Genomic DNA, 12,906 nt, shown 5'->3' on the forward strand with positions numbered 1-12,906 from the left:
GTAATGCAAATGAGCAATAACAACAATAGGCACATCTTCCTTTCAGACTGCTCCGGACCGGCTCTCAGGTGGGCAATTCTCGCTGCACCCAGGCCGTGGCGTGCTGGGTCAATTCTGCTGAATTCTTCAGGTTCAGCTTTCGTTTAATCTGCTCCCGGTAATACTCGATGGTCTTTATGCTTAAGTGCAACTCCTGGGCAATCTCGCTGGTCTTTTTCCACTGACCGATTAATTGAAAGACTTCCAACTCACGGTCGCTCAAGCCTTTGACCGGCGACTGTTGCAGGTCGGGTTTGCCCTGCACTTGCTGCTGGAGCATCCTGGCTGCCAGGACATCGCTGACATAAATGTTGCCGCTCAACACGCGCCGGATGGCGGCAATCACCTTCTCAAGCGCCTCCTGCTTCATCAGATAGCCCAGCGCCCCCGCTCGAAACGCGATTTCGGCGTAAATGGATTCGTCGTGCGCGCTGACTACCAGTACCGGCAAGCCGGTATATTGTGCCCGGATATTGCGCATCAATTCCAGGCCGCTGCTGTCTTTGAGCGAAATGTCGGCAATGACCAGATCGGGCTTGAGTTTGCCAATCGCGCTCAAGGCGTTGGAGGCATTCTCTTCCTCCCCGCATACGGCCATGTCGGGCTGCCGATTGATAAGCTGCGCAATCCCATAGCGCACCACCGCGTGGTCGTCCACGAGGAGAATCCGTGTCCTCTTATCCTTTGCTGGATCTGATTTTGACTGCGCCATGGTCTTTGCAAATCTGCGTGGACGCCAAACCGAGAGCGCCAACCCGGACCCCTTCATTCTCGGTGCGTTGCCGGGTCTATGTTGCAACAACGGGGCGGCAGACGCAATCTTCAATTCATAAAGGCATGAAGAGCGATTCCCCGCACGCCGCGCCCTCCCTTGACTCGCTCCAAACTGGAACTAAACTTTAGGCTTATGTTATTTGAAGCTCAATTGGAGCGAGCGCTGAAACCATCGGTTGAGAATCGATGAGAAGGCCCTCTGTATTGGTAATTCTTCTGACGGTCCTTATCGATCTGATCGGATTTGGAATTGTTATCCCGCTGGTGCCGGTTTACAGCCGGCACTTCGGGGCTCATGGCTGGGAGATTGGGCTGATTATCGCCTCGTTTTCCGCTATGCAGTTCATCTTCTCCCCCATCTGGGGGCGCTTGTCGGACCGTCATGGGCGCCGGCCTATTTTGCTGCTGAGCACGGCTGGGGCGGCGGGTTCCTATGTATTGTTTGCAATCAGTTCGGGCCTTCAAAACCACCTGGCTGCCCTCTGGCTAATGGTGTTGTCGCGCTCGCTTGCAGGGGTATGCGGCGGCAATATCACAGTTGCCCAGGCCTATATCGCAGACATAACACCGCCAGAGAAGAGATCGAGCCGGATGGGTCTGATCGGCATGGCTTTTGGCCTCGGATTCATTTTCGGCCCTGCTATTGGCGGCCTGAGTCTTAAACACATCGGTCCAACCGGGCCTGGCGCCATTGCCGCGGGTTTTTGTGCGGCCAATTTTCTGCTCGCCTTTTTTATCCTTGCCGAGAGCCGCAAGCCGGATTCTCAACAGGCTGCCCCGCGCCCGCATTTCCAGCAATGGGCACATACGCTGACGCAGCCCAAAATCGGGCTGCTGGTCATTGTCTTTTTTCTGGCGACGTTTTGTTTCAGTTGTTTCGAGAGCACCCTGCCGCTGTTAGTCAGCGATAATTTTCATTTGAACATCCAAAGTGACGAGACCTCCGCCTCGACCATAGCCTACCTGTTCGTTTTTTGTGGTTTGATCGGCGCCGCTGTGCAGGGCGGGGCCATCGGCAGATTGGTCAAAATGCTCGGGGAACCAAGGCTGATCGCCTTAAGCCTGGTTCTGACCGCTGCCAGTTTGGCGCTTTTGCCCTTCATCAGCGGGCCGGCGCAGCTTTCGTGGGGCATCCTCGTTCGTTCTGCCGGGCGCCCCTGGCTGGCAATGCTTGGGGCCCTTGCCCTGCTTTCCGTCGGTACGAGCCTCGTCCGGCCACCGCTCTTTGGTTTGCTCTCCAATCTCACGCCCCAGCACGAGCAAGGCGCGAATATAGGCGTAGCCCAAGGAGCCGGCAGCTTGGCGCGTATTCTGGGCCCAATCTTCGCCACCGGCTTGTTACCCATTTGGCCCGCATTGCCTTACCTGATTTGCGCGGTGGTGCTGCTCGCCACCACCAGCCTGGTTGCCCAAAAATTCCAAAAAGGAACCCAGCCCGTTACCACCGGCGAAGTCACGCAGCTCGCAAAGGGCGCCCCTTAAAGACACCGAGTTGCCTTTCAAAACTCCACGCGTACATTCTTGCAGGATGAAAAAGTTGTGCATTCCAGGGGCCGGTCTGTTGTTGATGTTGCTGTTAGGGGCTTGCCAAAGCGTTCCACCCGGAGTCGAACGCGGCCCGCACGGGACCATCGCTTACGACGTGCTGGTGGAAGCCTCACCACCCGGCGCGCACATCGATGCCAACGGCGAGGACGTGGGCGTCAGCCCCGCGCATTTGAAAATCTTTGGGGACAAAGACGGAACCTTCCACGATTTCGGCTCTTATTATTACATTGTCCGTGCCCTTCCCCTGACGACAAATCAATTCCCCCAAATCAGGGTCTTTCGGACCGGGCGGTTCTTTACCCCGGAGGACCACATCCCGCAGCGGATTTATTTCGACATGAATCACCCGGCGCTGGCCAACCCGCCTCTCGAACCGCCAGTTTATGGATACCCGGGATACGGCCCTTATTATGGCCCACCGCCCATCTACTATGGGCCCCCAGTATATTACGGCCCAGGACTTCAGTTCTACTTTGGGCCCGGCTTCCACAGGCATTGGTAGCGACGTTTGGAAATGGCGAGCGCGCCCGCGTCGGAACACAGCCAACGCGCTTTTTGGAGTGCGGCGGCAAGAGAAGCGCGACGCCGCTTTGGACTTCGCTGATGCGGCCAAAAGCTCCGTCGTCGCTGCGCTTTGCCGGCGCACTCCATGAGAATCGCTATCCTTCATTTGGATTGTGGCCTTCTTAGGCATCCTTCAGCCACCAAACCCAACTCTCAAAACCCCTCGAGCACCAGATCGGAAAGAAAATCCACCCAATCAACTGAGATAGGCTGGGTCATCTCATAGGAGCGGTTAAAATCGGCCTCGAACAAATCCCGTTTCAAACGCGCGGCGAAGGCCGGATCGGATGTGGCTATGTTCTGTTCCTGGTTGTAGCGGATGCTGAAGTTGTTGAGGTTGCCCGAGCCCACGACCGCCCAACCATCCACCAGGAGGCCCTTGACGTGGGTCATTGCCGGGTAGAAATAGACCCGAATACCATGCTCATGAAGGTAATTGGCAATGACCAGATTGCTCCGGCCAGCAGCCTTGAAATCATTGATGCAGGGCAGTATCACTCGAACATCCACTCCCCGCTGGCGCGCCTTGACCAGGGCGAGCAGAACTCTTTTATCAAACAGGTACGGGTTTTCGGCATAGACAAAGCTTTGAGCCCGGCGGATTGAACCCACCACAGCTTGCGAGAAAGGTTTCCAAGCTGTCTTGGTGGGCAACAGCCGCACCTTGGCCCACGCTCCGCCGGCCCGTTGCGCGCGCGCCGGCGGCGGGTTCAACAGCGCAACGGTGTATCCCAAATCCCCAAACAGCCCTTCGTGCGCCCACATCCGGTGGAATTCGCTTTCGAGAGAATGGACGATGGGTCCTTGCAACTCGACCATCAGGTCATGCCATTCATAGCGGTATTCACGCCCGAAGTTCATCCCGCCCACAAAGGCGCGCGTTCCATCAAAAATCAGCACCTTTGAATGGTCCGAAGAAAACCAGGGATTTAAAAACTGATGCACATGCACTTGGGAACCCGCGCGCAGATAAGCCACTATCGAGGGAGGCTGGTCAAAATCCTCGGGCAGTGGCGTGGCGGGCGGCACCAGGCCGGCAACAATGCTCCCCATGCGGTCCATAATGACCTCGACTTGCACCTCCGCCGAGCGGCGCTTGAGCAGGTCGGCCACCTTCACTGCCACATCGTCGCGGTCAAATATATAGACATTGATGTGGATGTGATCGGTGGCCTCGGCGATGGCCTGGTACAACCTTGGAAAGTACTGATCCCCATCAATCAGCAAATCGAGAGAAGCATCCTGCAGGCGCGTGCCGGTGTAGCGGTCCAACCACGCATCCCAGCCGGCTAAATCCATCGGCGGATTGTGCGCCAGGGGCGGCACATCGTGGCGCAGTTTCGGCAGCGGCAACCGCAGGAGGCTCAGCAGGGTTTCCATAGCGAAATCTCCGGCCCGAGCAGCGGTTGAGACCGGGTTTTTAAGAATGGAAAGTCCTTGCCCTTCGGCCAACGCGCCCAGCCCCTGAACGGTTACCGCCAAAGTGCCGCCGCGCTCCGTTGAATCATACAAGGCAGCGGGCGCCAGAAGAACGCATTGGCGCCGCTGGCGGTCGAGCAGGAGCGGTTCGGTGAACCGCTTGCCGTCAGGAGCCATCATCAGGAAGAGCGAGTCGCCTGAATGACTGCTCGCGAATTGCTCGTCAAAGAGCCGCGCCAGCAACTCGAGCGTCTCGCTCATCGAGTATTGATGGTCCACGATGATGTCCTTTGGCTGTTCGCCCAATAACGCAAAGCGGGGATGGCCTTGGGCATCCCGGAACAGCAGACGGTCCGCTAGAAACGCCTGGTAATATGCGCCGTGTCCGGGGGATTGTGGGGTCAACCGGCTGATGACATTGGTGGTCAGTTGCCGCCATTCGGCGCCGGCAATCACCGTCGCCCCGCGCCAACCCCTCTCGGGCGGTGGCATCCTCGAAAGCCGCTGGTTCCAGTGCAACAGCGCCGAATTGACCCGGTACCGCCCGATGGGCACCCGCAGCCGGGTCCAATGCGAATTAAACACCTCGATCCCCCCTTGATTGTGAAAATAAAAGCGGACCTGGTCGCCTTTGACGAGCACCCTTGGCGGCAGCGCGTTCGAGGAGGTTAAGCTCCGCCATTCATCGAGCGACTGTTGTTTGGTGATGCGATTACTGGCCTGAGAATCAGCGATTCCAGAGATAAAAAGCAGCAGCGAGATTATCACTGTGCTGCTGCGCCGGGGGAGGCTGCTCATGCTCTGGTGCGATTCGAGGGCAGATTCCAACAGGTGCGCATCGGCGCGTCAATTGGAAAGCAGCGTTTGAAGCAAGGAGGTTTCCAATCCTCTCGGTTCTACTGTGGTTTGGCCTTTCAGCAAGGACCCATCTGCGGTGATATACAGCGGTGTGTGTGGCCATGATTCTTAAATGTGACCACGTAAACCACCTGCTCGCCATGGGTTTCCTTGGTCAGCCCCTATGGTCATTCCCCTGAAAAGGCGTGGTCGTGTGCCCCAAGAAATGGCCTTTGACAGCTCCTTACCGCGTTGTGCTCTCCTTCAGACCAACTCCTTCAAGCGAGACGTATTGCGGGGCGGCGCTCAACTCCAGTACCAGGGCGCTCCCCTGGATGCTCGCATTGAAACCCTCTCCATTCCCCTTGTGCCCCGGCAAACTTGTGCTCGCGCTTTGGTTGAGCACCAGGCTCACTGAATGCGGCTCGCTCAGCGTCCAGGCAACCAGCTTTTGATGATTCCCATCCCCTTGGCAAACCAGAACGTAATCCCGCTCACTTTCCAGCGCCACACGCCGCAGAATGCGGTAGCCTGACAGCTCGTGAGTCAACGTTTGGATGGCGACGTAAGCCGGTTTAGGGGTTAAATCGGGCAACACTGTCCCAAAATTATTTTCGTTCTCATTTGGGTCCGGCCCGTCGTTTTTCCAATCATACCAAATCGATAAGGGCACTCCGTTGAATAAATTGGAAAGCTGCTGGCGCGCGGCAAAGGCGGCCTGGTTCTCTAATGAAATCCCTTTCGTGTGGCTTGAATAGCCCCACTCCCCGCTGAAAATGGGGATTTTATTCCTTTTGGATTCCGGCGCATAGCGCTCGATCAGCGTTTGTAGCCGGGCAAAATCGCTGGCAGCCGTCTCGGGGGGCTTCTGCGGGCTGCGATAGGGATGGACGCTGACCGCATCCAGGTACTCCAACACGCCGGAACTCAGGAATTTCTCAAGGAACGGCCATGGAAACGTCGAGGAGGCGGGCCCGATAATCGTGGCGTCGGGCACGGCCTGGCGCACCGCTTTGCTCGTGGCCAGCGCCAATGCTGTGTATTGCTCAGCGTCCGGATGCGGGTTCCAAAAGCTGATGTTCGGCTCGTTCCAGATTTCCCAAATCACATGGCGCCCCTGATAGTGTTTGGCAGAAGCCGCCGCCCAGCGCGCAAAAGCCGCCACGCTCTGCGGATGTTGCGGCGAGGCTAGCGTGCGGTGAGTTTGATGCGTTATCGGATTCTGGCTCGTCACCGCCTCCTCGTACAGAGGATTCGAATAATCGAAGATAAAGACAGGCCGCAGACCTCGTTTCTCCAGGTTATCCATGAGTTGATCATACTCACCCCAGTTGTATTCGCCTTTGTTTCTCTCGATGGATTCCCAGCCAAAATCCATGCGGATAAACTTGAATCCCGCCGCTGCAATCAGGTCGAGGTCCTTCTCGTGGCCGGTCACAAAATGAATGTTCACACCCACCCCGTCCGGCACCACCCGTTCTGGAATTTGCGCAGCGCCGCTCCAAACCTGCAGAAGACAAATGAAAAGCCAGCCGATTCGTTTCATGCAAATCAGTTCTGCGGAAAAATTCGATATAGCAGCATGTAAATCACCACGCCCGTCACGGAGACATACATCCATAATGGCCACGTCCAGCGGGCAATCTTCCGGTGCAGATCGAAACGCTGGCGCAACGCCCGGCTAAGAGTAATCAGCGCCAAGGGCAGAATGATTACTGCCAGAAAAGTGTGCGTCAAGAGGATCCCCAGATACACTGGCCGGAACCAGGGCGGGTTCTTGAACACGGTGGGGCCACGGTGCAGGTGAATCGCCAGATAACCGTGATAGGTCAGATAGCAGGCCAAAAAAAGGCTCGAAGCGGCAAACGCGCCCACCATGCATTTCTGGTGCGCCGATTGGTTCTTGCGCCGTATAAAATAGTACCCCCATCCAAGCAAGACAGCGCTCAAGCCGTTGAGAAACGCATTGACCGCAGGCAAGTCCGAAAAGCTCATCCTTCGCGCTCCAGTCGTTTGACCCCTTCGAGCAGTTGGGTAATGACTTGTCGTGAGTCCACGGATTCGCCGGCGGTTTCGTAGATGCCACGCAACCGCGCGGCCTTATCCACCAAAACAAAAATTGTGCTGTGGACAAAGAGGTCATCCGGGGATTGGCGCTCCTGTGCCGTTTTAGGAAGAGCGGTCAGTTTCAGCGAATCGATTGCCAGATTCCCGATTTGCTTCTTGGTTCCGGTCAAAAATATCCAGCGCTCCGGGTTGGCGCCAAACCGGTTGGCGTAGATCTTTAGAATGGGCGGCGTGTCGAAATCCGGGTCGGTGGTCAGCGTCACCAACCTGGCCTGGCTGGCCGCCGGCAGGCTCTCTTGCAATTGGGCCATTTGCTGGCTCATCTTTAAACACGGTCCAGGACAACGCGTGAATATAATGTCAGCCACCCACACGTGTCCCCGCAGCGTCGCCAGCGACACCGCCTGGCCATCCTGGTTTGTGAGCCCGAAATCCCCTATCGAGCCATAGTCGGGCAGCGGTTTGCCCCCTGCCCGCCCCACGAGGTTCACAAAAAGTAACCCCCCAACGAGCGCTACGGTTAAGGCGACCCCTGCCCAGAGCAGGCGGCCAGATTGACGAAGTGGAAGGTCCATCGGCTACAATTAATACGCCCGATTGCCCTGATGCGCAAATGGCAACTGAATGCTTACGGGCTGGTGCATTGAAGAAAACCATCGACGGCGTGACACCGACTTGAAGGCTGCCTAACCGGCGATAGAGTAGAACCTTCCCAAGCTTATGCCGCGATGGGCTGGCGCAAGAGGTCTTCGATTGCCTGAGGCAGCTCGGCGCCCAGTTCATCAAAAAGGGCGCGGCATTGGCGCTCGGAGAGGCCCAACGACCGGGACGCGGAGTAGAGAAACCCGCGGGTAGTCTGGTGAGCATAGCCCAAGAGTCCCTGTCTCAGAGGCAGCGAATAGACTTCGAGCGTCAGCCCATAAACCAGCGTGTGCCAGCCCTGGGCCGCCCCGGTGGACACCGCCTGCAGATAGCGCTGCACCATCCGCTGGTCACGCAACGGACGCAGCTTTTGCAACTGGCTGCTGCCTACCCGGCGGCTGGCCCCGGCGAAATCGCGCAGCCTGGGTTCCTCACACAGTTGGCGGTCCAGCGCCACCAGTTCGCGCAACTCTTTGCGCGCCGTATGCCCGTGTGCCGCCTGAATCGAGGGCAGCTCGACGGGAAATAGAAGTTGGCGTTGGTACTGGCGCAGAAAGGCGCGCAGAGAACGCAAGTCGCGGACGGGAGACAACCGCAGGGAGGCGGAAACCGAGCCAAGCGCGAGCAAGCCATCGGCCGAACCGAGCTGTTCCGCCAAGGGATGCCAATCCCCCAGCCATTCGGCCGCGTCGCTCAGCGCCAGTTGTGTCTCGCTCACCATATCACCACGCGCCTTCGGCTCTCCGCCGCCCGGGCGCGTGTCAGTTTTACCGTGTACCGGCAGGAACTGGAATGCCAGCAGTAAAAGTTGAAAAAAGAAAATTAAAAATCTTGCGGGCATTGTGGAGTTCTGCCTAGAGTTTATCGGTCCTTATTACGATCTTAAGAGGTCGTCATTTCATTCAACAAAAGGAACGATCATGGCAGCAGTCGATTTCGCCATCGGGATTGGGGGAGAAAATGGACAGGGCATCGCCAGCACCGGCGACATCCTGGCCCGCATCTTTGCCCGGCGCGGTCTCAACGTCAACGCGTACAACGCCTATCAATCCATCATTCGCGGCGGGCACACCTTCCTGACTGTCCGCGCCAGCGACGGCCCGGTGCGGAGCATGGGCGACAAACATGATGTCCTCGTGCCGCTCAACCAGGATGCGCTGGACCGGCATCTGCGCCTGATGCAAGCCGGTTCCCGCGTCGTCTATGATGGGGATCGGCTCAAACCGGGCGCAGCCGCATCCGGGGTGCAGCTCTGTCCCTTGCCCATGAAACAGATTTGCGGCGCCAACAAGCTGGCCGCCAATACCGCCGCTCTGGGGGCGGTGCTCCAAATGCTGGGCATCGAATCCGAACCGCTCGAAGCGGTGGTCGCGCGCCAATTCAAAAAGAAGGGCGACGCTGTCGTGGCGGAGAATGTCGGGATTGCGCGGGGCGGTTATGATTATGCCGCGCGCCACTTCGAGCCGTTTCCCTTCCGCGCCCCAACGGGCTCCAGTCCAAAAGCGATTGTCACGGGCAACCAGGCAACCGCGATGGGCGGGGTGGCTGCGGGAGTGAAGTTTTACGCCGCCTATCCGATGAGCCCCTCAACCGGCGTGTTGATGTGGATGGCCTCTCACGCGCGGCAGTTGGGGATTATGGTCCGGCAGGTCGAAGATGAAATCGGCGTTATGAATATGATCATCGGCGCCGCGCACGCCGGTTGCCGCGCAATGTGCGCCACCTCCGGCGGCGGCTTTGCTTTGATGAGCGAAGCCGTGGGCATGGCGGGCATGCTCGAGACTCCCGTCGTCTGCGTCGATGTTCAAAGGGCAGGACCCGCTACCGGCGTGCCGACCAAAACCGAGCAGGGCGACCTGTGGCAATTGTTAGGCGCCGGGCAAGGGGACTTTCCCCGGCTCATCGTGGCCCCGGCCAGCCAATTGGACCTTTTCCATACCATCCCCGAGCTGTTCAACCTGGTCGATAAGTACCAGTGCCCGGGCCTAGTCCTGGCCGACTTGTTGATCTCCGAAGGGACCTGCAGCCTCGACCCCGCGGACCTGGATTTTCATCCCCGCATCGAACGCGGTGAAATCATTTTCCCCAACGGCAACGGAGACGCGGAAAACCCGTTCGGCGGCTGCAACGACAATGCCTATTTGCGCTATCGCAACACATCGAGCGGCATCTCGCCGCGCGCTGTGCCGGGTGTGCCCGGCCATATCCATGTGGCCGCAACCGATGAGCACGACGAGGACGGCACCCTGATTAGCGATGAGTTTACCAACCCCACCAAGCGGCGGATGATGGTCGAAAAGCGCGCGCGCAAAATGGAAACTGTTCTTGCGCAGATTGCCCCGCCCCGCCTCTTCGGCCCCGAATCAGCACTGGTGACGCTGGTTGGCTGGGGCTCCACGCAGGGAGTGCTGCGGGAGGCGGTTGAAAAACTTGCGGCGAACGAAGGCATCGTTGCCAATCACCTGCAGGTCAAATGGATTGTCCCTTTCCACGGAGAAGAGATTGCACGGCTCCTTTCGCGCTGCAAGCGGGTGATTATCGTCGAGAATAATTATTCCGGCCAGTTCGCGCGGTACCTCCGCTCTGAAACCGGGTTCTCTGCCCATGGCCACATCCGCAAGTACGATGGCGAGCCCTTCCGTCCGCACCACATCGTTGATGCGGTTAAAGAGCAGTTGGCTGGGCAAATGACCCTCTCGGTTCCCAGTCACGAAATCATGGTTTAATCCCGGGAAACCCTTTTGCCACACCTCGAATGAAGCTTCATTTCTTTTCAACAGGATGACCCTTCTTTAACCCGGGGCTCAAGAGGCCCCGGCGCACAAGTATTTAACCCTGTCTAAATATGAGCGCACTTATCGAAACAACACCAGCAATCGAACCCATCAAATCTGCGGCACAGCTTGTCAAAGAGAGCTACAAAGGCAAAATCCATCCCGACTGGTGCCCTGGCTGCGGCGATTTTTCCGTCCTCTCGGCCCTACAGGCCGCGCTGTACGAGCTTGGCCTGAACCCGCACCAGGTGGTGGTGATCAGCGGCATCGGTTGTTCATCGAACCTGCCTGGGTTCATCAATACGTACGGGATGCACACGTTGCATGGCCGCTCCCTGGCCGTGGGCACCGGCGTCAAGCTGGGCAACCACGACCTGAAAGTCATTTGCGTCGGCGGCGATGGCGATGGTTATGGCATCGGCGGCAACCATTTCATGCATACCATGCGCCGCAATGTCGATATTACCTATATCGTCATGGACAACCAGATTTACGGCCTGACCACGGGGCAAACTTCCCCCACCAGCGCCAAGGGCATGAAAACCAAGAGCACCCCGCAAGGCAACGTCGAGAACCCGATTAATCCGATTCCCCTCGCCATTATCGGCGGAGCGACCTATGTGGCCCGTGGCTTCAGCGGCAAGCAAAAACATCTCGTCGAGCTGCTCAAGGGCGCCATCCAGCACCGTGGCTTTTCCCTGGTGGACGTCTTCAGCCCGTGCGTCACGTACAACAAGGACAATACTTACCAGTGGTTCAATCCACGCGTGAAGACCCTCGATGAGCAGGGACATGACCCGAGCGACCTCCACAAGGCCCTCGATAAGGGATACCTGTGGGGAGACGAAACCCCCATCGGGCTGTTCTGGAAACGGAATGACTTGCCGGCGCTCGAAGACCTCGAACCCGTCCTTCATGATGGCCAGGGGCCGATGGCTTTCCGCAAGTTGGGTGTAACCCATGAGCAAGCCCAGGCGCTCATCAAGGAATTGTTGTAACGGTTCCAAATCTTTGTAGGAGACGACGTAAGGAGTCTCTGATCGAGATGGTCTGACGGGTGCCCTTGCTCTTACAGGGAAGTTGCTGATCAGAGACTCCTTACGTCGTCTCCTACGTTCAGGAAAGCACGGCTCGTTTCTTTGTTTCTTTTACATTGGCCCCGCTATTTCGTCCCAATGCCCTCCAACTGCCGCTGAATCCGCAGCCAATGGGTGCCGTGCCAGAATAATTGGCCGCAACGGCTGCAGATGAAGTATTCGTCGAGCCACAGGTAGGTCCGGGGCGGAATGCGCTCACGCGCCGATTCTTTATCGACGCCGCTCAGTTCCCCGCCGCACTGCATGCAGCGCGGGGTGCGTCTGTCGAGATGGAATTCGCGGAATACCAAGGAAAGCTGCTCGGCGATGCTCAACGTGGGCGGCAGCCAGAGGGCGCGAATGATACGGTCCCGCAAAACGCGCCGTTCCATCAGCACGCTGTCGGTGGTGATAATGGTCGCCGAGAGTTTTCGGGCGCGGTCGAGCAGCTCGTCATCGTCAATGCCTGCTTCCCAGAGCGCATCATAACCCGCCGCCCGCAGCCAGCGCGCCAGCCCGCCAAGCCCGGCGTCGCAAAAGAAACAATCGGGCGCTGGGGCGGTTACTCTGTTTCGGTACGGTGGGCGCAAGGCCAGTTCTTCATAAACGCGCGTCAGGGCATCCGCTGGTGAAATCTCTTCTTGGGCGCTGAGTCGTTTTGCCTTTCCAATAAACCAGGCGACGCCTTGATTAAGCCGCCGCGCCCCGACCTGCTGCAAGAGCCAGCGGAACCGCGTTTCGTATGCCTTTTGGATGCGCCCCATTCAACGCGCCCTTTGAAAGGCGCGATCTACCATAGGAGAACAACGCAAGATGCTCAAACCCTGATGAAACGTTCGCGTCTTCCCGTCATCGAGTTCCGAGACGGCGCTCCTGGCCGGGTGGCGTGCATTACCGGGACCCGATGGCCGGTTTGGATGCTGGTGGATTTGGTCAAAGACCTGGGCGGGAACACATCCAAAGCGGCTAAACGACTGGAAAAACCCGAGCCGGTCGTAAAATTGGCACTGGCCTATGCAGAGGCTTAGGGCACGTCAATAAATAACATTTACAACTAGTGAGGGCGAATAACATAGTTCCATTCGCCGTGGAAGCGTGAGGGTGTAATGTTAATCCTAGCCATCTCCTCATCGGTAACCTTCCGCCCGGGACTGTAGGTGCGACGG

The 12,906-nt window shown here is 57.8% G+C and carries 13 protein-coding genes; 5 read left to right on the forward strand and 8 right to left on the reverse strand.

All coding sequences use genetic code 11. The features are described from left to right. Positions 1-64: 64 nt before the first annotated feature. Complete coding sequence (locus tag VG146_10335; GenBank protein HEV2392746.1) at positions 65-751, reverse strand: response regulator transcription factor; 687 nt, start codon at positions 749-751, stop codon at positions 65-67. Between the two features lie 248 nt (positions 752-999). Between VG146_10335 and VG146_10340 the strand changes: the two genes are divergently transcribed. Next, positions 1,000-2,295: an MFS transporter gene (locus VG146_10340; protein ID HEV2392747.1), complete on the forward strand. Its 1,296-nt coding sequence runs from the start codon at positions 1,000-1,002 to the stop codon at positions 2,293-2,295. Between the two features lie 46 nt (positions 2,296-2,341). Further along, positions 2,342-2,863 (forward strand): hypothetical protein, encoded by a 522-nt coding sequence (locus VG146_10345; GenBank protein HEV2392748.1) that lies wholly within the window; start codon positions 2,342-2,344, stop codon positions 2,861-2,863. A gap of 215 nt (positions 2,864-3,078) precedes the next feature. Here the strand turns inward: VG146_10345 and VG146_10350 are convergent, their stop codons facing one another. The 5 genes from VG146_10350 to VG146_10370 form a co-directional block, all read right to left on the reverse strand. After that, positions 3,079-5,142, reverse strand: coding sequence for a phosphatidylserine/phosphatidylglycerophosphate/cardiolipin synthase family protein (locus VG146_10350; GenBank protein HEV2392749.1), 2,064 nt, complete (start codon positions 5,140-5,142; stop codon positions 3,079-3,081). Between the two features lie 283 nt (positions 5,143-5,425). Continuing rightward, the gene (locus tag VG146_10355; protein HEV2392750.1) at positions 5,426-6,727 is read right to left on the reverse strand and encodes a cellulase family glycosylhydrolase; all 1,302 of its coding nucleotides are present in this window, start codon (positions 6,725-6,727) and stop codon (positions 5,426-5,428) included. A gap of 5 nt (positions 6,728-6,732) precedes the next feature. After that, entirely contained in the window at positions 6,733-7,176 is a 444-nt protein-coding gene (locus tag VG146_10360; GenBank protein ID HEV2392751.1) for a DUF420 domain-containing protein, read from the reverse strand. After that, a complete protein-coding gene (locus tag VG146_10365) occupies positions 7,173-7,823 on the reverse strand; it encodes an SCO family protein (protein ID HEV2392752.1) in 651 nt (216 codons plus the stop codon). The genes VG146_10360 and VG146_10365 overlap by 4 nt, the downstream gene beginning before the upstream one ends. 143 nt (positions 7,824-7,966) lie before the next feature. Beyond that, positions 7,967-8,731, reverse strand: a complete 765-nt coding sequence (locus VG146_10370) for an urease accessory UreF family protein (protein ID HEV2392753.1) — start codon at positions 8,729-8,731, stop codon at positions 7,967-7,969. Positions 8,732-8,810: 79 nt separating this feature from the next. Here VG146_10370 and VG146_10375 point away from each other — a divergent pair, with 79 nt between their 5' ends. After that, entirely contained in the window at positions 8,811-10,616 is a 1,806-nt protein-coding gene (locus VG146_10375; protein ID HEV2392754.1) for a 2-oxoacid:acceptor oxidoreductase subunit alpha, read from the forward strand. A 119-nt stretch (positions 10,617-10,735) separates the two neighbouring features. Then, the gene (locus VG146_10380) at positions 10,736-11,662 is read left to right on the forward strand and encodes a 2-oxoacid:ferredoxin oxidoreductase subunit beta (GenBank protein ID HEV2392755.1); all 927 of its coding nucleotides are present in this window, start codon (positions 10,736-10,738) and stop codon (positions 11,660-11,662) included. A gap of 164 nt (positions 11,663-11,826) precedes the next feature. Here VG146_10380 and VG146_10385 read toward each other — a convergent pair whose 3' ends face one another. Further along, positions 11,827-12,504 carry a Mut7-C RNAse domain-containing protein gene (locus tag VG146_10385; protein HEV2392756.1) on the reverse strand — a complete coding sequence of 226 codons (678 nt, stop codon included), beginning with the start codon at positions 12,502-12,504 and terminating at the stop codon, positions 11,827-11,829. Positions 12,505-12,567: 63 nt separating this feature from the next. Between VG146_10385 and VG146_10390 the strand changes: the two genes are divergently transcribed. Further along, positions 12,568-12,768: a hypothetical protein gene (locus tag VG146_10390; protein ID HEV2392757.1), complete on the forward strand. Its 201-nt coding sequence runs from the start codon at positions 12,568-12,570 to the stop codon at positions 12,766-12,768. A gap of 26 nt (positions 12,769-12,794) precedes the next feature. Here VG146_10390 and VG146_10395 read toward each other — a convergent pair. After that, positions 12,795-12,906 (reverse strand): hypothetical protein (locus VG146_10395; GenBank protein HEV2392758.1); only part of this gene is annotated, 112 nt, incomplete at its 5' end.

It is taken from the genome of Verrucomicrobiia bacterium (assembly GCA_035946615.1).
Lineage (GTDB): Bacteria > Verrucomicrobiota > Verrucomicrobiia > Limisphaerales > UBA8199 > DASYZB01.

Bases quoted from the DNA above. Each gene is read 5' to 3' on its own strand.
- VG146_10335 (HEV2392746.1), bottom strand. From the start codon at position 751: ATGGCGCAGTCAAAATCAGATCCAGCAAAGGATAAGAGGACACGGATT.
- VG146_10340 (HEV2392747.1), top strand. From the start codon at position 1,000: ATGAGAAGGCCCTCTGTATTGGTAATTCTTCTGACGGTCCTTATCGAT.
- VG146_10345 (HEV2392748.1), top strand. From the start codon at position 2,342: ATGAAAAAGTTGTGCATTCCAGGGGCCGGTCTGTTGTTGATGTTGCTG.
- VG146_10350 (HEV2392749.1), bottom strand. From the start codon at position 5,142: ATGAGCAGCCTCCCCCGGCGCAGCAGCACAGTGATAATCTCGCTGCTG.
- VG146_10355 (HEV2392750.1), bottom strand. From the start codon at position 6,727: ATGAAACGAATCGGCTGGCTTTTCATTTGTCTTCTGCAGGTTTGGAGC.
- VG146_10360 (HEV2392751.1), bottom strand. From the start codon at position 7,176: ATGAGCTTTTCGGACTTGCCTGCGGTCAATGCGTTTCTCAACGGCTTG.
- VG146_10365 (HEV2392752.1), bottom strand. From the start codon at position 7,823: ATGGACCTTCCACTTCGTCAATCTGGCCGCCTGCTCTGGGCAGGGGTC.
- VG146_10370 (HEV2392753.1), bottom strand. From the start codon at position 8,731: ATGCCCGCAAGATTTTTAATTTTCTTTTTTCAACTTTTACTGCTGGCA.
- VG146_10375 (HEV2392754.1), top strand. From the start codon at position 8,811: ATGGCAGCAGTCGATTTCGCCATCGGGATTGGGGGAGAAAATGGACAG.
- VG146_10380 (HEV2392755.1), top strand. From the start codon at position 10,736: ATGAGCGCACTTATCGAAACAACACCAGCAATCGAACCCATCAAATCT.
- VG146_10385 (HEV2392756.1), bottom strand. From the start codon at position 12,504: ATGGGGCGCATCCAAAAGGCATACGAAACGCGGTTCCGCTGGCTCTTG.
- VG146_10390 (HEV2392757.1), top strand. From the start codon at position 12,568: ATGAAACGTTCGCGTCTTCCCGTCATCGAGTTCCGAGACGGCGCTCCT.